The sequence below is a fragment of the Nocardia sp. NBC_00508 genome, assembly GCF_036346875.1.
In the GTDB taxonomy this organism is placed as follows: domain Bacteria; phylum Actinomycetota; class Actinomycetes; order Mycobacteriales; family Mycobacteriaceae; genus Nocardia.
Genome location: NZ_CP107852.1, coordinates 1,574,852 through 1,594,165, shown reverse-complemented (window position 1 = coordinate 1,594,165; position 19,314 = coordinate 1,574,852). Strand labels below are relative to the sequence as shown.

18 protein-coding genes and 1 pseudogene are annotated in these 19,314 nt (G+C 67.4%); 7 read left to right on the top strand and 12 right to left on the bottom strand.

Features of this window, described 5'->3' with window-relative positions:
- The first annotated feature begins 158 nt into the window (after positions 1-158).
- The gene (locus tag OHA40_RS07075; RefSeq protein WP_442944033.1) at positions 159-1,349 is read left to right on the top strand and encodes a lipase family protein; all 1,191 of its coding nucleotides are present in this window, start codon (positions 159-161) and stop codon (positions 1,347-1,349) included.
- A gap of 91 nt (positions 1,350-1,440) precedes the next feature.
- Here OHA40_RS07075 and OHA40_RS34675 read toward each other — a convergent pair.
- The 5 genes and pseudogenes from OHA40_RS34675 to OHA40_RS07055 all read right to left on the bottom strand — a co-directional run.
- A pseudogene (locus OHA40_RS34675) lies at positions 1,441-1,611 on the bottom strand (hypothetical protein); the annotation flags it as partial.
- Between the two features lie 212 nt (positions 1,612-1,823).
- Positions 1,824-2,828, bottom strand: a complete 1,005-nt coding sequence (locus tag OHA40_RS07070) for an aldo/keto reductase (protein WP_330232266.1) — start codon at positions 2,826-2,828, stop codon at positions 1,824-1,826.
- 124 nt (positions 2,829-2,952) lie between these two features.
- Positions 2,953-4,524 carry an AMP-binding protein gene (locus tag OHA40_RS07065; RefSeq protein ID WP_330232265.1) on the bottom strand — a complete coding sequence of 524 codons (1,572 nt, stop codon included), beginning with the start codon at positions 4,522-4,524 and terminating at the stop codon, positions 2,953-2,955.
- A gap of 85 nt (positions 4,525-4,609) precedes the next feature.
- Positions 4,610-5,737 (bottom strand): DUF5938 domain-containing protein, encoded by a 1,128-nt coding sequence (locus tag OHA40_RS07060; RefSeq protein ID WP_330232264.1) that lies wholly within the window; start codon positions 5,735-5,737, stop codon positions 4,610-4,612.
- A 31-nt stretch (positions 5,738-5,768) separates the two neighbouring features.
- On the bottom strand, positions 5,769-6,572 hold the full coding sequence (locus OHA40_RS07055) for an SDR family NAD(P)-dependent oxidoreductase (protein ID WP_330232263.1): 804 nt from the start codon (positions 6,570-6,572) through the stop codon (positions 5,769-5,771).
- Positions 6,573-6,782: 210 nt separating this feature from the next.
- On the opposite strand from OHA40_RS07055, the gene OHA40_RS07050 reads away from it, so the two are divergent.
- Positions 6,783-7,424 carry a TetR/AcrR family transcriptional regulator gene (locus tag OHA40_RS07050; RefSeq protein WP_330232262.1) on the top strand — a complete coding sequence of 214 codons (642 nt, stop codon included), beginning with the start codon at positions 6,783-6,785 and terminating at the stop codon, positions 7,422-7,424.
- A 37-nt stretch (positions 7,425-7,461) separates the two neighbouring features.
- Here the strand turns inward: OHA40_RS07050 and OHA40_RS07045 are convergent, their stop codons facing one another.
- The 4 genes from OHA40_RS07045 to OHA40_RS07030 form a co-directional block, all read right to left on the bottom strand.
- Complete coding sequence (locus tag OHA40_RS07045) at positions 7,462-9,345, bottom strand: potassium transporter Kup (RefSeq protein WP_442944032.1); 1,884 nt, start codon at positions 9,343-9,345, stop codon at positions 7,462-7,464.
- 579 nt (positions 9,346-9,924) lie between these two features.
- Entirely contained in the window at positions 9,925-10,281 is a 357-nt protein-coding gene (locus OHA40_RS07040; protein WP_330232261.1) for a hypothetical protein, read from the bottom strand.
- 44 nt (positions 10,282-10,325) lie between these two features.
- The gene (locus OHA40_RS07035; RefSeq protein ID WP_330232260.1) at positions 10,326-10,655 is read right to left on the bottom strand and encodes an ArsR/SmtB family transcription factor; all 330 of its coding nucleotides are present in this window, start codon (positions 10,653-10,655) and stop codon (positions 10,326-10,328) included.
- Positions 10,656-10,742: 87 nt separating this feature from the next.
- Positions 10,743-11,717, bottom strand: coding sequence for a GlxA family transcriptional regulator (locus tag OHA40_RS07030; protein ID WP_330232259.1), 975 nt, complete (start codon positions 11,715-11,717; stop codon positions 10,743-10,745).
- 150 nt (positions 11,718-11,867) lie between these two features.
- On the opposite strand from OHA40_RS07030, the gene OHA40_RS07025 reads away from it, so the two are divergent.
- The 5 genes from OHA40_RS07025 (at position 11,868) to OHA40_RS07005 (ending at position 16,476) form a co-directional block, all read left to right on the top strand.
- On the top strand, positions 11,868-12,299 hold the full coding sequence (locus OHA40_RS07025) for a VOC family protein (protein WP_330232258.1): 432 nt from the start codon (positions 11,868-11,870) through the stop codon (positions 12,297-12,299).
- A gap of 121 nt (positions 12,300-12,420) precedes the next feature.
- Positions 12,421-12,897: a hypothetical protein gene (locus OHA40_RS07020; protein WP_330232257.1), complete on the top strand. Its 477-nt coding sequence runs from the start codon at positions 12,421-12,423 to the stop codon at positions 12,895-12,897.
- Between the two features lie 129 nt (positions 12,898-13,026).
- Entirely contained in the window at positions 13,027-13,461 is a 435-nt protein-coding gene (locus OHA40_RS07015; protein WP_330232256.1) for an ATP-binding protein, read from the top strand.
- Complete coding sequence (locus OHA40_RS07010) at positions 13,454-14,263, top strand: RNA polymerase sigma factor SigF (protein WP_330232255.1); 810 nt, start codon at positions 13,454-13,456, stop codon at positions 14,261-14,263. Before OHA40_RS07015 ends, OHA40_RS07010 begins: the two co-directional genes overlap by 8 nt.
- A gap of 137 nt (positions 14,264-14,400) precedes the next feature.
- A complete protein-coding gene (locus OHA40_RS07005) occupies positions 14,401-16,476 on the top strand; it encodes an MMPL family transporter (protein ID WP_330232254.1) in 2,076 nt (691 codons plus the stop codon).
- Positions 16,477-16,528: 52 nt separating this feature from the next.
- Here OHA40_RS07005 and OHA40_RS07000 read toward each other — a convergent pair whose 3' ends face one another.
- The 3 genes from OHA40_RS07000 to OHA40_RS06990 all read right to left on the bottom strand — a co-directional run bounded on the left by OHA40_RS07000 (position 16,529) and on the right by OHA40_RS06990 (position 19,231).
- On the bottom strand, positions 16,529-16,702 hold the full coding sequence (locus tag OHA40_RS07000; protein WP_330232253.1) for a CsbD family protein: 174 nt from the start codon (positions 16,700-16,702) through the stop codon (positions 16,529-16,531).
- A 209-nt stretch (positions 16,703-16,911) separates the two neighbouring features.
- Positions 16,912-17,892: a hypothetical protein gene (locus tag OHA40_RS06995; RefSeq protein ID WP_330232252.1), complete on the bottom strand. Its 981-nt coding sequence runs from the start codon at positions 17,890-17,892 to the stop codon at positions 16,912-16,914.
- A 40-nt stretch (positions 17,893-17,932) separates the two neighbouring features.
- The gene (locus OHA40_RS06990) at positions 17,933-19,231 is read right to left on the bottom strand and encodes a bifunctional o-acetylhomoserine/o-acetylserine sulfhydrylase (protein WP_330232251.1); all 1,299 of its coding nucleotides are present in this window, start codon (positions 19,229-19,231) and stop codon (positions 17,933-17,935) included.
- Between the last annotated feature and the right edge of the window lie 83 nt (positions 19,232-19,314).

The window sequence follows — 19,314 nt, the reverse complement described above, 5'->3', positions numbered from 1 at the left end:
ATGGGGGCGTGAATCGCTGGTTCGGTGTGTCGATGGGGTTGCCGACGTTCTCGCACGTGAATTCGAACTGGCTGGTCTACGAATGCCGCGAACTAACCGTGGAGGTAAAGGTCGTGACTCGTTCGTTTCTGCTTTTCTTCGGTAGCAGGCGCAGCGGTTTGGTCCAGGCCCTCGGCGTGCTCGGTGGTGTGGCACTCGCGCTGCTGCTGACGACTACCGTGCCCGCGGAGCCGGTGTATCCGCGGCCCGATCCCGACCCGTTCTATAACGCCCCGGCGGATCTGGCGGCGCGTCAACCCGGTGATGTGCTCGATGTGCGGGCACAGCCGCCGCTGGCCATGTTCCCCGGCGCCACCGTCACGCTGGTCGAGTTCCGCTCCACCGACTCGCACGGTGCGCCGATCGCGGCCACCACCACGGTCATCACCCCTTTCGGACATCCGCCCGACGGGCCGCTGCTGTCGTATCAGCACTTCATCAATGCGCTCGGCGCCGAGTGCGCGGTATCGCACATGCTGTATTCCGGCGATCTGAATCTGACGACCACGGGGTCGATGTTGAACGTGGTGTTGGCGCAGGGCTGGAGTGTCGCGCTGCCGGATCATCTCGGACCGCGGTTCGCTTTCGGTGCCGCGCGTTTGGGTGGCCAGATCACATTGGACGGCATCCGGGCGGTGCAACGGCTGCCCCAGCTCGGAGTGGGGCACAGCCGTGTGGTGATGGCCGGTTACTCCGGTGGCGGCATGACCACCGGATGGGCGGCCGCGCTGCAGCCGTCGTACGCGCCGGAGCTGGAGATCGCCGGCGCGGCCGTCGGCGGCGCCCCGATGAATCTGGCGACGATGGCGCGGGCGCTGGGCTTGGACCCGCATCCGGCCTTCGGGCTGGCCATGGCGGCGGCGATCGGCCTGGAGCGGGAATACCCGGACCAAGTGCCGACCAGCTCGCATCTCAGCCCCCGCGGCCTCGAGGTCCGTGACGCCATGGCCAACAGTTGCACCAATGACATCCTTGCCGTCGGCACGGGCGGCAGCGCCCGCGAGTACGTCACCACAACCTCGATCTTCGACAGCCCCGCCGCCTGGGCGGTAGTGGAGGAGAACAGCCTGGAACTCTACGGCGGGACGCCGAAAGTACCGGTGTTCGAATGGCACTCGCCGAGCGACCCGCTGATTCCGATCGACGCCATCGACAACACCGACCGTCGCTGGTGCGCGGCCGGGGTGCCGTTGCAGACGTTGCACGTGTCCGCACCCGAGCACATGACCGCGGCGGTAGAGGGCGCCCCTGCGGCACTGCTGTGGCTCGAAGGCCGGGTTCGCGGCGAGCCCGCGCCCGCCATCTGCTGACGAATCGCACCGAGGCCATTTCGATCAGCGGGATCATCGGCAGGGCCAGTTTGCGCGCCCGCGGCCCGAGATACTCCCCGTAGCTCGCGCCCTGTGCGCGGCACCGATCGATGACGAGGGTGTTGGCGAAGCCGCCGGCGAGGAAGAACAACGGCATCACTTGCAGTACCCAGCTCAATGCCCAGATCGGCTTGCCGTGCAGCGTCAGATCGCCCCGAACGGTGCCGCTGCCGGCGGTGACTCGCACCGAGATCCAATGCACGACAACGACCACAGCGATGGCGAACACGCGGACAACGTCGACGTTCCAGTTCCGCGGTGTGGTGCTGCTGCGCAGTGCGGTCACATGCGAGGCTTATCCGGTGGGGCTGAATACGAAATGAACGCTGGGCACGCAAACGATCTCGACGAGATCGCAAATCGTGTGCGCGAAGACCTGGGGTCCGGATGATCCCGATCGATCGGGCTGGTGCGCTATCCGTGGCCGCCGGTATTCGTGCGGTGCTGGTGGTGGGCGTCGACTCGGTGGACGGTGTCGCCGTAGACGTGCGGCGACCGGTCGCATTCGGCGATGAAGTCGCCCGGGAAACCGAGTTCGAACGGGACTGCCGCTTCGAGGGCGGCTACCGCGTCGTCCGGAAGCGTTAGGCCGGTGGCGCCGAGATTCTGCGTGAGCTGGGTCGCGTTGCTGACACCGACGATCGGTAGCACGGTGGGCGACCGGTGCCGGGTCCACGCGAGCGCCACATGCGCCGGGGGTACCCCGAGTTCAGCCGCGACCGTGTCGACGGCTGCGGCTGCGGCGCGTTCGCGCTCGGTGTGCCGGGTTGGATCGGTGCGTCGTCCTGTGGCGCCGGCCAGGATTCCGCGGGCCAGCGGTGCCCAGGTGGTCACGCTCATGCCGAACGCCTCCGCCATGGGCAGCAGCTCTCGTTCGATATCACGTTGCAGCAGGTTATAGGGCACCTGCAGCCCGGCGAACGCGGTCTGGTCTCGGGAGTGGGCGAGGGTGTTCGCCTGGGCCACGACCCATGCGGGGGCATCGGAGATACCGATGTAGAGCACCTTGCCCGTGCGTACCACCTCGTCGAGCGCCCGCACCGTCTCCTCGATCGGAGTGTGCCGATCCCATACGTGCACCCAGTACACATCGATGTAGTCGGTGCGCAGCCGTCGCAGGCTCTGCTCGAGCGATCTGATCAGGTTCTTGCGGTGATTGCCCGAGGCATTCGGGTCGCTCGTGTCGCGGGTCAGCGTGTATTTGGTGCCGATGACGAATCGGTCGCGGCGGTCGATCACCGTGCCGAGCATTTCCTCGCTCGCTCCGTAAGCCGAGGCGGTGTCGATGAAGTTGCCTCCGGCATCGGCGAAAGCGTGCAGAATCCGTCGGCACTCGTCGACGTCGTCGATCGCCATGGTGCCGAGCACCAGTTCGGACACACGCAGACCGGTTCGGCCGAACAGTCGGTAACGCATCATGAGAGCAGTCTGCAGCGCATCCGAGGCCATAGGCAGGCCGTGGCAGGGCTAGTACGGCGCGAGTTCCGCTCCGGTGTGGGTAGCCGAGAGCCGGTAGATCAGGGCGTCTGAGGATCGGGTCTTTTCAGCGGACCGGATCGGGGCGCGGGGTCGCGCGCGGCGTGCCCTCGGCGCGCAGTTGCGCTCGAATTTCGGGTTTGAGCACCTTGCCGATCTTCGAGCGAGGAAGGTCGGCCCAGATCTCCACCTGCTTGGGGGTTTTCACGGAGCCGAGCCGTGCTCTGGCTAATTCACGCAGTTCCGCGGGGGTGGCGCTGTGTCCGGCGTGGAATTGGACGACGGCGGTGACCCGCTCGCCCCATTTGTCGTCGGGCAGGCCGACCACGGCGCAGTCCTGGACGGCGGGATGAGTGAGCAAGGCTTGTTCGACCTCGGCGGAATAGACGTTGAAACCGCCGGTGATGATCATGTCCTTCGCGCGATCGACGACGTAGAGATAGTTGTCGGCGTCGAGATAGCCGATATCGCCGGTGTGGTGCCAGCCGTATCGCGACGCCTCGGCGGTCGCCTCCGGATTCTTGTGATAGCCGGCCATTACCAGAGGCCCGCGTACGACGATTTCGCCGCGTTCGCCGGTGGGCAGCAGTCGGCCCGCGCCGTCCATGATGGCCACCTGGGTCAGGGGAGTGGGACGGCCCGCGGACGCCAGCCGCTCGGTCGCGATGGAGCCGTCCGGTCGGAAGTGTTCCTTCGGGGCCAGGGTGGAGACCATCATCGGGGCTTCGGACTGCCCGAACAGCTGGCCCATGACCGGCCCGATCCGGTGCAGTGCCTGCTCGAGCCGAGCGGTCGACATCGGCGCCGCGCCGTACCAAAGGCATTGCAGCGAACCGAGCTCGGTGCCCGGCAGGGCGGGGTGGTCGAGCAGCATGTAGATCAGCGTCGGCGGCAGGAAGGCGTGCGTCACGCGGTGGCGTTCCAGCAGAGCGAGGAACTCGGCCAAGTCGGGGGCCGGCATCACGACGATCTCACCGCCGAGGGTCATGATCGGGAAACACAGCACGCCCGCCGCGTGGGTGAGCGGCGCGAGGGCCAGGTAGCGCGGCCGACCCTCGAAGGGATAGCTCATCAAGGTGAGTGCGGTCATCGCCTCGATGTTGTGCCCGGTGAGCCGGACGCCCTTGGGCCGCCCGGTAGTTCCGCCGGTTCCCACCAGCATGATGACGTCGTCCACCGGTTCGGCCTGCCACTCGGTTGCCGGACAGTCGCGAATCCAGTCGTCGAAACGCACTGCGCCGGAGACGGTCGCGTCCAGGCAGACGAGGGTGGTCAGCGAGGTCAGTTGCGGTGCGATGGCTGCCACCAGCGGGGCGAAGGCGGAGTGGAAGACCAGGCATGCGCAATCGAAAAGGTCCAGCAATTCCCGGTTTTCGGCGGCTTCGTTGCGCGGGTTCATCGGGCACCACACCGCACCGGCGCGGGCAATGCCGAAGACGCAGGCGAAGGCCAGTGCGTCGTTCGCCGACAGGATCGCGACCTTGTCGCCCGGGCGTACTCCTGAGCTGTGCAGCGCACGGGCGACCTGCCAGGACAGCTGCTGGACCTGCTGATAGGTCAGCGTGTCCCCATTCATGGTCAGGCAGGGCGCGGTCGCGCCGAGTGAGGCGCCTTTGTCGAGATAGTCGGTCAGACGCACGGTCGTTCCTTCGAGAGCGATGCGGGTGGGTGGAAATCTCGGCCCGTCGGCGTACGGCTTCGGACGCCGACGGGCCGAGGCGTGCTCAGCGGTGCACGGTCAGGACCGGTTCGGCGACCAGTCCGAAACCGCGCAGCACACCCAGCAGTTCCCGGTGGCCGAACGCCTGGCAGGCCGAGGCGAACCCGACCCGCTTCGGCGGCGCCTGCAGCAGCGAGTTCACGGCGTACGCCTGCAGGAGACCGGTTTGCTTGTAGTTGCAGTTTCCGTAGATCACGCAGTGTGCGCGCGCCAGCGGACCCGAGGCGTGCACGGAGTCCAGTGAGGTGTTGATCCGCGGGTTCTCGCGTGGCGGCATCTCGCTGCGCACCGCCGACGCCTGCTCGCTCAGCACGCGGTATTTCTCTTCCACGGGAAGGTCTTTCACCTGTTCGATGACGGCCTGCACGATCTGCGGGACGCCGAGCATCAGCGGCCGGTTGAAGACGCCGCCGAGCACCTTCACGTTGGCGACCCGGGGATCGCGCTTGAACCAGACCGGATGCGACGTGCCGCCCCACGGCAGAGCGAGCCCGATCTCGTGCTGGCCGGGCACGACGACGTCGTAGAGTCCGGCGTCGGCCGGCCACTCGACGTACTGGTTCTGCTCGAGGTAGTACGCCTTGGACAGCGCGGCATTGACCAGAATCGTCTTCGTCGAGGCGACGGTCGGGAAGCCCTTCCAGAAGACCTGGATGTCCAAGGTATCCAGGCCGGGCGTCTCGAGGCAGAGATTGGCGGCGATCTCGCCGGTGGTGTACATCTGCGCGATGCCCGGCGACAGCAGCAGTCCGCGCTCGGCCATGTCGCTGCCGTATTGCTCGTCGCAGGCGATGAGCCAATCCTGTTCGCCCGTGGTGTCGAGATAATGCGCCCCCGCGGCGAGGCAGGACTGCACGACCTCGTGCCCGTACTGGGAGAACGGCCCGACGGTGTTGCAGACGACGGAGGCGCCGCGGAACAGTTCGGTCAGCGGTCCCACGTCGTGGGCGACCTCGACGATCTCGTGCTCGACGGTGTCGATGCCGGGGATCTTGTCGATCGCCTCTTGGAGGCGAGCCTTGTCCCGGCCCGCCGCGATGAACGGAATGTTGAACTCGCGCAGGTATTCACAGACCAGCCGGCCGGTGTAACCCGAGGCGCCATAGACGACGACGGGCTTGTCGTTGCTCATGAGATCCAGACCTTTCGATGTTGTTCGGTGCTCACATGCCCATGCCGCCGTCGACCGGCAGACCGGCCCCGGTGATGAAACGGGCGGCGTCGGAGGCGAGGAAGACCACCGCGTCGGCCATATCGGCGACCTCGCCGAGCCGTCCCTGCGGGGTCTGTTCGATCACGGCGCCGACGGCGGCCTCCGCGCTGGGGAACAGGCCGATCTCGGCTACGTCCTCGGCCAGCCGCGCGCCCATCTCGGTCGGGACGAGCCCGGGGTAGACGCAGTTCACCCGGACGCCGTAGCCGAGCTTGCCGGACTCCATCGCGGCGACCCTGGTGAGGCGATCGACCGCGGACTTGGTCGACGAGTACACCCCGATGCCGGGGAACGCGATGGTCGCGGCGACCGACGCGATGTTCACGATCGCGCCACCGCGGCCTGCCGCGCCGCCGGGACGCATCGCTCGGAAGGCGTGTTTGATGCCAAGCGCCGTACCGAGCACATTCACCTCCAGCATCCGGCGCGCCTCGGACGGATCGAGATCCACCAGGAGACCGGTGATTTCGATACCGGCGTTGTTGACGACGATGTCCAGGCCGCCGAGCGCGGCCACGGTGTCGGCGACCGCCTGCTCCCAGCCGGCGTCGTCGGTGACATCGAGCGGGACGAATTCGGCGACGGCGCCGGCGGCGCGCAACGCCTCCACGGTGTCCTTGCCGAGATCCTCGCGGATGTCGCCGATCGCGACGGCAGCCCCGGCGCGGGCCAGCGCCTCGGCCATACCGGCCCCCAATCCCTGTGCTCCGCCGGTTACCAGTGCCCGGCGCCCGGTCAGGTCGTACCCACTCATGCGGCGTCTCCTCCTCGAGATGGCTTGTGCGGCGCGGGCGCCCGGTACGGCGGCCCGTCCGACTGCGACGTGGATCACAGTACTGCGGAATTTTGACAGTCGTCAAGACTTTCTTTGACGACTGTCAAGACAACGCGGTCCGGTAGAGCGCGGCCGGGTTAGACTGAGCTGGTTCGCAGGGTGCCGACGCGTGGACGGAGAGAAGTCACGGTGACCGAGATCGTCGAGACCAGGCGGGATCGCATCGCGCGCAGACAGGTCGACAAGTTCGCCGAACGGCGGGCACAGTTGGCCGCCGCCGCCCTGCACACCCTCGCCGAACTCGGCTACGCCCGGACCAGCCTGCGGGAGATCGCGCAGAAATCCGAGTTCACCCACGGCGTGCTGCACTACTACTTCAGCGACAAGGTCGAGCTGATCACCCACGCGGTGCGGCAGTACGAGGCGGTGTGTGTCACCCGCTACGACGACATCGTCGCCACCTCGATGACGGCCGATGGCCTGCGACGCGACTTCGGCAACGCCATGGCCACCACTCTGGACACCGACGCCCCGCTGCACCGGCTGTGGTATGACCTGCGCAATCAGAGCCTGTTCGAGGAGTCCTTCCGTGACGATGTCGTCGAGATCGACGGGCGGCGCGAGCAGATGATCCACAACGTTGTGCGGCGGTATGCGGATTTGTCCGGAAAGCCGCTGCTCGTGCCGTCGAAAACGGCGTACGCCCTTTTCGACGGCGTGTTCCAGCAGGCGCTGCTGCACAAGCTCTCCGGACGCGCCGACGCGGTCGACAACCTGCGCGCCGACGCCGCCCATCTCCTGGACTTGGTCACCGCCGACGACAGGCCCTGACTTCCCGCGTCTGCGCCAGTGGCGATGGAGTGACCGCCTAGAGCTCGATATTCGACCCCATGATGACGGTGCGTTCGCGCGGCAGGCCGAAATGTTCGGCGGCGTCGGCGGTGAGGTAGGACGTGGCGATGAAAAGCCGCTTGCGCCACAGCGCCATGGTGGGTGCGTCGCCGGCTCGAAGCTCGATCGTCGACAGGAAATAGGATGCCTCGTCCAGCTGCAATCGCCCCTCGGTATCGACGGGGTTCACCAGCGCCAGCGCGCCGGGTACGTCCGAGTGCTCCATGTAGCCGAACCGGGCGCTGACGTGGATGATCCCGTCTTCGGCGTGGCCGAGGGAGTCGACGGTGATCCGCTCCTCCAGCGGGACCCGAGGGACCGGCTCGGTCTCGATCGACATGATCACGACCTGCTGGTGCCGGACTTTGTTGTGCTCGACGTTGGCTCGCATGGCCAGCGGCGCGGTCCGCTTGCCGCGGTTGAGGAAGACGGCCGTGCCGGGAACTCGGCGTATCGAGGGCTGCTCGGCATGGAGCCGGTCGACGAATTCGCGCAATGAGCCCTCGCGCCGTTCCCGCTCCGCGCTGACGATCTCGCGTCCACGCTGCCACGTGGTCATCACGGTGAACGCGGTGAGGCCGATCAGCAGCGGAAGCCACGCGCCGTGGACGAGCTTGGTCAGGTTGGCCGCGACGAACAAGAAGTCCACCAGCAGCAGCGGGACGGCGCCGAGACCGATCAACCACAGCGGTGTGCCCCACCTGGCACGGGCGATGTAGAAGAAGAGCAGGGTGGTGATCGTGATCGTCCCGGTCACCGCCATACCGAACGCGTAGGCCAATGCTGCCGAGCTGCGGAAGGCGAACACCAAGGTGAGCACCGAGACCATCAGCAGCCAGTTGATCCAGGGCACGTAGATCTGGCCGATCTGGGACTCCGAGGTGTGCGCGATCCGCAGCCGGGGCAGGTAGCCGAGCCGTGCGGCCTGGGAGGCCACCGAGTACGCGCCGGTGATCACCGCTTGCGAGGCGATTACTGTCGCCGCGGTGGCCAACAGGACCAGGGGCAGTCGGCCCCAGCCGGGCACGAGCAGGAAGAACGGGCTCTTGCTATTGCTGGGATCGTCGAGGATCAGCGCGCCTTGGCCGAAGTAGCTGAGAATGCATGCGGGGAACACGAGAATCAGCCAGGCCCGGGTGATCGCACGACGACCGAAATGCCCCATGTCGGCGTAGAGCGCCTCGGCGCCGGTGACCGCGAGCACGACCGCGGCCAAGGCGAAGAAGGCGATGTGGAAGTGGCCGACCAGGAAGCCCAGCGCGTAGGTCGGCGATAGTGCCTTCAGGATCTCCGGGTGGGCGGCGATGCCCGCTACCCCGCACCCGCCGATGGTCAGGAACCACACGATCATCACCGGCCCGAACACTCGGCCCACCGCCGCGGTTCCGCGCCGCTGCACGAAGAACAGCGCCACGATGATCACCGCGGTGATCGGCACGATGAGCTCTTTCAGTTCTGGTTCGACCACTTCGAGCCCTTCCACGGCGGACAGCACCGAGATCGCCGGAGTGATCATGCTGTCGCCGAAGAACAGCGATGCGCCGAAGATGCCCAGCGCGGCCAGCGCGGCGGCTTCCCGCCGGCCGCGCTGCCCGCCCCATCGCCGCAGCAGCGTGATCAGCGCCATGATGCCGCCCTGGCCGTCGTTGTCGGCGCGCAGTGCCAGCAGCACATAGCTGATCGTGACGATGATCGTCACCGACCAGAAGATCAGCGACACCACGCCGTAAACATTCGTCGCGCTGACCGGCACCGGGTGCGGGTCGCGCGGGTTGAACACCGTCTGAATCGTGTAGATCGGACTGGTCCCGATGTCCCCGAAAACGATGCCCAAAGTGGCGACCACCACCGCGAGTCGCACCGTGTCGTGCGCGCTCGCGCGGTGTTCTGTCGGTGACGCTGCCTCGTCCGATGTGGCCTCGTGCCGGTGATCGGTCACGGCGATCCTCCTGCGTGCGGACTACTCTGCCGCATCCCGGGCTTCGTACCGGACGATACCGCTCCGCGGGCTCGGCAATCGGCAGGTTGCGGGGAACGGCTGGTGACCGGCGATTGCTGAGCTGCCCGCCGTTAGAAACGATCATGCAGGGTACCCCTGATCGTGGGTCTCAATCGAAAAGAGGTGAACGACGATGATGACCCTGGATCAGCTCATGACGATGGCACGCGACTGGTGGAATGGGATGTTCCCCGGTATGCCGATGATGATGTGACCTATCCCCCGCGGACCTGCATTCAGCTGCGCTGACCGGAGTCCGGCCTGGCGCAGGCGGCTCGGCGGGCGCACGGACTCGAGCTGACCTGGACGACGACCCGCATGCGTGGGCGCGTCCACGGCCCGAGCGTGAGTGGACTGTGTTTCATATAGTCCCGAATGCGGGTCGGAGGCCAGGAGCATGGACCCATTTCCGCACGCTGCCGGTCTGAGATCGCGGGGTCATCAGCCCTGCGGTGCGGGGGATGGGGTGCGTTCGACGCGGAGGACGAGCAGCAGGGCGACCGTCAGGTAGACCGCGGCGATGATCAGGTTCGTGATTCCTTGGGTGGCTTCGCCGTGGTCGAAGCGGTTGATGGCGGCCACGGTGATGACGCCGGAGCCGAAGAAGAAACCGGCGGTCAGGGCCGGGCTCGCGAGACGCCACGGGAGGAAGGCGGCGATCAGCAGGACGAGGGAGAAGGTGAAGTCGGGGGCGGCGAAGATGTTGTTCGCGCGGTAGTCGGCATCGGCGGTGAGCGCGGTGATCAGCCACAGGCTGATCGGGATGGCGCAGACTCGGGCGGCGGTGTTCAGCGACATAACGAATTTCCTTGCGGACAAACTGGTTTCGGTACGGTTGCGGCTCATGGCCGATTCGCCTCGGCTTGCGCCAGGATCGAGGCGACCAGGCCGGGAAAGCGGATGTCGAGTTCGGCCAGGCGCAGCGTGTTCATGCGCTGGCGGCCTTGGTCGAACTGGCGGATCAGACCGGCATTGCGTAGTGCTTTGAAGTGGTGGCTGAGGGTGGACGGCGAAATGCCCAGACCGAAACTGCCGCAGGGCCGATCGCCTTCGTCGAGGAGCATGCGCACGATCCGCCGACGGGTGGGGTCGGCGAGGGCATGCAGAACGGCATCGATCGCTACGGCGCCGATCTCCGGGTGATCGGCGGACTTCCAGCGCCCGAGTGGCATCGCCCCTCCGCTTCGTCGCATCTCTTCCAGAACTCTCGAAGAGATGCTAGCGCGCGAAACGTCTATTCCATAGGGCTCGAAGAGAATTCAGTACGACAAACGAGTCATACGGATTTCCGAGATCGACATGCCCCGGCGACGCCGGAACAGGCCACGAAGAGTTCCCGCGTTGAGGTAGCCGACCCTTGCGGCGACCGCGTCCACGGTGAGCGGCGTGGTGCGCAACAGGTGCATGGCGCGTTCCAGCCGGATATCGTGCAGGAACTCGGTGGGGGACATGCCCAGTTCGGCATGGGTGGCGCGTTGCAGGCTGCGTTCGGTGACGCCGATGGCCTTGGCGGCCTGCGAGATCCGGAAGTTGTCGGTCAGGTGGTCGCGCACCCAGCGTTCGAAGGCCGCGGTAATGGAGTCGCCCCTGGCGATGACCTCGGGAATGATGAACTCGCGCTGCGGTCTTCCCGCGCCGACCGCCAGATAGCGCATGGCGCGCTCGGCCAGTGCCGGGCTCTTGGTGGCGATCAGCGACAGGGCGAGGTCCATGTGCGACAGCGCGGCGCCCGCGGTGGTGACGCCGTGCCCGCGGCACAGCGTCCGTCCTTCGTCCAGCTCGACGCGGGGGTATCGATGCCGGAAACTCGGGCCGAGCCACCAACTCGTGGTGGCGGGCGAGCCGTCCAGCACACCGGCCTCGGCCAGATAGAACGTTCCGGTGCAGGCACCGGCGAGATGCACTCCTCTTTCGCGCGCCGCGACCAGGCGGTCGAGCACGGGGCGGCTGGCGGAGGAGGAGATGAGATCTATCAGCGCCTCAGCGGCGAGCACGTTCACCGCGGGCACGATCATCAGTTCGAATTCGTCGCCGAGTTCGTCGAGTGGAATCGTCGGCACGGTGTTGCCGTTGCCCGACTGTACGGCAGCGCCGAACGACACGCTGCGGATCCGCCACGGCTGCGGAGGGTCGGCGAGTTCGGTCCGCACCGAGTTCGCGGTGTTGAAGGTCTCGACCAGAGCGGCGTATCCGAAGTCGGCCACGCCGTCCACGACGAAGACAGCGACGTCCATGTCGGGAACAGTACCGAAGATGTCGTTCACGACACTCCTGTTCGACCGGAATTCTGACTTAATGTCATCGGCAAGACGGCTCGCCACCGGTAGCACCCGCCCCGGAGGAGCCGATCGAGCCCGCCCTACCTCTTCACCTGGGGAGTTCGCGTGACCCTGATCGAAACGACCGGAACCCACCACATCCGGTTGACCGTGACCGATATCGCTCGGTCCCGTGACTTCTACCACGACGTTCTCGGCTTCCCGATCGCCGCCGAATCGCCGGGCAGCCCGGATGATCCGGCGGTGCGGACCGATCCGTATCAACTGTTCGGCGGCGTGGTGTTCCAGGCCAACGGAATGCTGCTCGGCCTGCGTCCGGTAGCCCCGGCGACGGACCGCTTCGACTCCCATCGGGTGGGCTTGGACCATCTCAGCTTCACCGTCCCGGCGCGGGACGATCTGGTCGGGGCGGCTGCCCGGCTGGCTGAAGCGGGCATCGAACACGGCGAGATCATCGAGATGTCCGACTTCGGGATCGCGATTCTGTCGTTCTCCGACCCGGATGGCATCCACCTCGAACTCACTGCGCCACTGTGACTTCGGCGCGCCACCGCGTGGCGCCGACACAGGCGTGACAGACCCGGAATGATCGTTGTCCTGATGAATGCTCTGACGACCGGCCGCGGAATCGGTGTGGTTGTGCCGAGGAGGTAGGCCGATGCTCGTCCAGCGCGCGCGACTGAGCAAAGTGACCGAGAGTTCGGCGTTGCCGAGCCCGAGTACTTTGTTGTGCGCGCTGGGCGGTCAGCATGTGCACGGACCGGTGAGCCGCTGGGCGCGGGAGCTGACCGTATTGCATCGCCGCCGCCGTGAAGGTGCCGGGCGCCTGGTCGAGATCGATGGCCGCCGCGCCGAACTGGCCGACCGGATCAACACGTGGGCGACGCTGCACCTGCCGAGCGCCGCGGTGGGGGTTCGCCTGCACGAAGCAAGTCTGGGTGAGGTGATCGACCGAATGGCCGCCGTCGCGGAACGGGCATTTCACTTGTTGATGCACGACGATCCGGGCGGTGAACGGATGCACGCGGCATGGACCCGGCTGGCCGAGCTGGAGATCGCCTACGCGGAGCTGGTGCGCGAGGTAGGGGACGGCCGTCGCGGGCTTCCGCCGATGCGGTTGGGCGCGGACGGCTGAGCGGCTGTCCGGCTCACCACCGCCTGGGTGCGGCGAATACACGCAGCCGCGCATGGCGCGTCGAAATGAGCGGACAAGAGAGCGTAGGCTGGTCGCTCCGACGGACGGCGCGACTTCTGGGAGTGGTGCATGAGCAAGGGTGAGGGGACTCCTCCCGCGACGACGCGGACCGGCGCGATCAGCGTGCGGGTGCCCGCGGAGTCCGAGCAACTGGCGATGCTGCGTGCCTTGGCCGAGACGGTCGTGCTCATGGCCGATTTCGGTATCGACGAGGTGACCGATATCCGGCTGGCCCTCGACGAGGTCGCCAGCGCGCTGGTGCTGGACGCGGTGCCCGGGTCGGAGCTCGATTGCGCGTTCAGCTTCGACGGCGACGCCGTGGACGTGCAAGTCTGCGCGGTCACGAGGTCGAACGGCACTCCGGATCAGGCCGGTTTCGGCTGGCACATCGTCACGACCTTGACCGATTCGGTTTCCGCCTCCCAGGGCGCCCACGACAGCGCCTCGGGCGGCTACCCGACTACCGTCGACTTCCGCTGGGTGCGCGGCGGCACGGATGAGTAGCGAGTCGAATCAGATCATTCCCAAGCGCAAGTCGCGGGGGGACAGCTACGACAATATCGAGCCGCTGTTCGCGGAGCTCGCCGCAGCGGCCCCGGACGACCCGCGCCGGGAGGCCCTCCGCGCGGAGGTGATCGAGCGCTGCCTTCCACTCGCCGAACACATCGCGCGCAAGTTCAGCGGACGCGGCGAGAACTTCGAGGACCTGCTGCAGATCGCCCGGGTGGGCATGCTCGCCGCGGTCGATCGCTTCGATCCGGCGCATGGCGCGACCTTTCTGTCGTTCGCGGTGCCGACGATCATGGGAGAGGTGCGCAGGCATTTCCGCGACCACGCCTGGTCGGTGCGAGTGCCACGGCGGCTCAAGGAAATTCAATCCACCATCGGCCCGGCGGTGGAGACGCTGTCGCAGCGGCTGGGCCGGATGCCGCGGGCGCGGGAGATCGCCGAGGAGCTGGGCGTCGATCTGACCGAGGTGACCCAGGCCCTCATCGCCCGCAACGCCTATCAGACCTCCTCGATCGACGCCGCCACCGAGTCCGGCGACGCGGAGTCCGGCGGCCCCTCGCTGCTGGATTCGCTGGGCGCCGAGGACCCCGATTTCGGCACCGTGGAGAACTATCTTGCGGTGAAACCGCTGCTGGCCGCGTTGCCGGACCGCGAGAAGCAGGTGCTCGTCATGCGCTTCTTCGATTCCCTGTCCCAAGAGCAGATCGCCCAGCGGATCGGCTGTTCCCAGATGCAGGTCTCGCGCATTCTGTCGAAGACCTTGAAATCGTTGCGCGAGCAGGCTTTACGAGACTGACCGGAGACCTGGCATCGGCGCCCGAAAGCTGTTGGTGCGCAGCTGGTTCGGCCCAGGGGGAGTAGTGGCCGATCTGCGGCGTGATCCAGCCGGGGTGTCTCGATTGCTCGACGGTGAAGATCTGAGAGAGTGGCCGGGTGAGCGCTTGGGATCGGTACGCGTCGCTGGTGACCGCCCGCGGATCGTGGGCGCTGCTCCTCGTGCTCGCCGCGGCCTCGCTGGGGCTGATCGCAGCCGTGGGAGAGAACGAGGCGGCGGGGCAGGCGCCCGACGCGCTGCCGCCGTCGGCGGAGTCCGCGCAGGTCGAACAGGCTTTAGCGGGGTTTCCGGACGCGGGCTGGGCGGCCGCGATCATCGTGGTCACCCGCGCCGCCGACGGCGACCTGACCGAGGACGACCGCACCGCCACGGCCGAGGCGGTGACCCGCGCCGCCGGCCGGTCGCCCGGGCCGGGCGATCTGCTCACGTCGCCGGATCGTAAGGCGGCGATCGGGCAGGTGCCGGTGCACGCCGACCTGAGCGGATTCGCGCTCACCGACCGCATCCGCGACATCCGTTACGCCGCACGAGACGGTCTGCCCGCCGGACTGGACCTGGAGGTGACCGGGGGTCCCGCCTTCGGCGCCGATATCGCCGAATCGTTCTCCGGCGCCAACGTCACCCTGCTCGCGGTGACCGCGACGGTGGTCGCGGTGCTGCTGATCGCGACGTATCGCTCCCCGGTGCTGTGGTTGGTGCCGCTGGCCGTGGTCGGTGCGGCCGACCGGGTCGCCACCAGCGCCGGAACCGCCCTGGCTCGGGTGACCCCGCTGGCTTTCGACGGCTCGACCTCCGGTGTCACCAGCGTGCTGGTGTTCGGGGCGGGCACCAACTATGCGCTGCTGCTGGTGTCGCGCTATCGCGACGAGCTGCACCGGGAATCGGATCACCGTGCGGCGTTGCGGCAGGCGGTGCGCCGCGCCGGGCCCGCGATCCTCGCGAGCAACGTGACGGTGGTGGCGGCGCTGCTGGTGCTGCTGCTGGCTTCGGTGCCGAGCACACGCAGTCTCGGTGTGATGGCCGCGCTCGGGTTGCTGGTGGCGGTGGTGTTCGTCCTGCTCGCGCTGCCCGCCGCGCTCGCCCTCTGCGGACGCAACGTGTTCTGGCCATTCGTGCCCCGCGCGGACGACCGGGACACGGCAGGCGAGGGAATCTGGCACACGATCGCCGCGCGCGTGGTGCGCAGGCCCGCGCTGGTCGCCGGGTGCGCGATCACGGTGCTCACCGTTTGCGCGACCGGTTTGCTGACGGTGCGGGTCGGGCTCTCCCAGACCGAGCAGTTCCGGGTCCGCGCCGAGTCGGTGGAGGGATTCGACACGCTCGCCCAGCATTTTCCGTCCGGTGCATCCGACCCGGCGATCGTGCTCGCGCCCAGCGGCGCGACCGCGGGAATCGAGGAGGCGTTCCGCCGCACCGAGGGGGTGGTGCTGACCTGGCAGACGGGGACCTCGCCGACCGGGCTCACCCGATGGTCGGTGGTGATCGACGCGCCACCGGCTTCCGAGCGGGCCTTCGACACGCTCGAGGCACTACGCGCGTCGCTGGCTCAGGTGCCCGGGACGGACGCGCTCGTCGGCGGCACGGACGCGCAGGTACTGGACATCCAGACCGCCGCGGCCGAGGACCGAGAGGTGATCATTCCGCTGATCCTGGTCGTCGTGCTCGCGGTGCTGCTCGTGCTGCTGCGCGCGATACCCGCCGCAGTGCTCCTGGTCGCGGTCACCGTGCTCAGCGCGCTGGCCGCGCTCGGGCTGGGGAGCTGGATGAGTGAGCACGTGTTCGGATTCCCCGCGCTGGACATCAGCGTTCCGTTGTTCGCTTTCCTGTTCCTGGTCGCGCTCGGCGTCGACTACACGATCTTCCTCGTGACCCGGGCTCGTGAGGAAACTCCCGGGCACGGCACCACACAGGGCATGGTGCGGGCGGTATCGGTGACCGGCGCGGTGATCACCAGCGCAGGTATCGTGCTCGCCGCGGTGTTCGGTGTGCTCGGCGTGCTTCCGCTGATCACGCTCACCCAGGTCGGCATCGTCGTCGGCCTCGGCATCCTGCTCGACACGTTCGTCGTGCGCACCGTGGTCATCCCGGCGTTGTTCAGCCTGATCGGGCGCACTATCTGGTGGCCGAGCGAGTTGCGCCTGGTGGCGGACGAGGGGCCGGGTCCGCATGCATAGAGCGGACGACCGCGCCGCGGTCATCCGCTCCGGAGTCGTTCGTGCGCGGGCGTCAGCGCCGGAAGGCGTCCTTGACCTTTTCGCCCGCGTCCTTCAGGTCCGACTTGGTCTGATCGGTCCGGCCTTCATCCCGCTTCGCCCGGTCGTCGGTGGCCGCGCCGAACTTTTCCTTGGCCTGACCGGCGATTTTCTCGGCCTTGTTCTTCGCCTTGTCGGCTGTGCTCATGTCTACCTCCTTGTGCGGCGACCGGCCTGTCGTATCCGCCGGTCCACATCGCGATAGCCGGTAACGGCGAAGCCAAACGTGTGGCTTTCTATCGCGAATAAGAAGACCCGGTCGAAACCGGGTCTTCCTGGTAAATCGTGCACATATGAAATTGATCCAGGTGGCCCGATGCCGCGCAGGTGCGGTCCGGTCCCGCGGAGGAAAGTGGATTAGGAGGCCGGAACCGTAGGCGGCGCGAGAAGGCCTTGCGCGACGCCGACTCCGGCGCCGATGGCCGCACCGACAGCGATGGCTGGTGATGCGACGAACCCGTAACCGATGGCGGCGCCGAAGCCCATGACGGCTACCGTCCCGGTCGGAAACATCGGAAGGCCGGCGATGGCGCCGCAGATCGCACCGATGACCGCTCCGATCGAGGCCACGGGGGAGGCCACCATGCTGCCCACCGAGGCGCCGACCGCAGTGGAGCCGATGATGTCCGCGGCGATACGGTCGGAGCGCGACGGCTCGAAGCCTGCCGAATCAAAGGTTTGCGCAATGCCCGCCTCCGAGCCCGCGATCGCGTCGTTGATCATTTTGCCCTGGTCGGGAGTCAGGAAGTCGGGCCGGCCGATCACGATGGAACCGACGCGCAGCGTGCCGGGCGGCGCCTCGATCGGCGCGACCCTGGGAGCCGCAGCGCCGGGGAAATGCAGGCGCTGCGGAATGACGGGGGCGAGCACGTTCGGGTCCGGCATCGGCCGGTTGGTGCTCGAGTCGTTGCGTCCGGTGGAAACCGGTGGCGCGGGAGCGGCAGGAGGAGCGGCGTCGGGCGGAATGGCATCGGGGTCGGCAGGGTCGGCGACCGGGGCGACAGCGGCGACAGCGGGTACCGGTGCGAACGGAATCTGGATGGAAATCTCGGGCACCAGTGGGTTCGCGGCGGCGGTCGCGGCGCCGACCACCGACAGCGGGATCGCGCTCGCCACAATCAGAGTGGCGGCGCGGCGAAAGAAGGGGTGTGCTGGAGTTTCCGGTATTTCTCTGCCCATGGACTTACCCACCTCATTCTGAAGAGGACATATACCTACCTTTCTAGTTCGGTCCGGTAACCCCTTCGGATGCGTGAAAGTCGAGTTTCGACCGAAATCACGAAAACAAGCGCGAAACGGGTTTTCGCCCCGCTGTCGGCGAAATCCGCTGAGCGACAAACGGTGATTGCCCCGGGTCGCGGGACCCGGGCAATCCGGGTCAGGAACCCGCTGCGGCGAAACCGATGCGCAGGTCCGCGAGGATGTCATCGATGCCCTCGATGCCGACCGCGAGCCGGACCAGGCCGGGCGTGACGCCCGCGGCCGACTGTTCCTCGGGGGTCAGCTGGGAGTGGGTGGTCGAGGCCGGGTGGATCACCAGCGAGCGCACGTCACCGATATTGGCGACGTGGCTGTGCAGCCGCAGCGCCTCGACGAACCGCTTGCCCGCGTCCACGCCGCCGGCCAGCTCGAAGCCGATCACCGCGCCGGTGCCCTTGGGCGCGAGGCTGCGGCCCCGCTCGTACCACGGCGACGAAGGCAGACCCGCGTAGGACACCGAGGTCACCTCCGGGCGCGTGGTGAGGAACTCCGCCACCGCCTGCGCGTTCCGCACGTGCCGCTCGATCCGCAGGCTGAGCGTCTCCAGGCCCTGGCTGATCAAGAAGGCGTTGAACGGCGAGACCGCCGCGCCCAGGTCGCGCAGCAGCTGCACGCGCGCCTTGAGCGCGTAGGCGGGCGCGCCGAGATCGGCGTAGACGACGCCGTGATAGCTCGGGTCGGGCTCGGTGAAACCGGGGAACCGGCCGCCGGTCCAGTCGAATCGGCCGCCGTCGACGATCACGCCCGCGATGGCCGCGCCGTGCCCGCCGAGGTACTTGGTGGCCGAGTGCACGACGATGTCCGCGCCGTGCGCGAGCGGCTGGATCAGGTAGGGGGTGGCGACGGTGTTGTCCACGATCAGGGGAACGCCATTGGCGTGCGCGACATTCGCGATGCCTGGGATGTCGAGGATGTGGTTCTGCGGGTTGGACACCGTCTCGCCGTAGAGCGCCTTGGTGTTCGGGCGGATCGCGGCCTTCCACTGCTCCAGATCGTCGGGGTCGTCGACGAAGGAAACCTCGATGCCGAGCTTGGGCAGCGAGTAGTGGAACAGGTTGTAGGTGCCGCCATAGAGACGGGGGCTGGAGACGATGTGGTCGCCTGCTCCGGCGATATTGAGGATCGCGAAGGTCTCCGCGGCCTGTCCGGAGGCCAGCAGCAGAGCGGCGACACCCCCTTCGAGGGCGGCGATGCGCTGCTCCACGGCGTCCTGGGTGGGGTTCATGATCCGGGTGTAGATGTTGCCCGGCTCGGCCAGACCGAACAGCGCTGCCGCGTGCGCGGTGTCGCGGAAGGTGTAGGAGGTGGTCTGGTAGATGGGCAGCGCGCGGGCGTTCGTCGCGCCGTCCGGAATCTGTCCGACGTGGATCTGCTTCGTCTCGAAGCTCCAGTCCGCGGACAGGTCGGGTTCGGTCATCGGGAAGGCTCTCCTTCGGGGTGGCGATCGATCGGGTTGGAACAGCGGCTGATCCACGCTAGGAACGACATCGGGCGACGGCG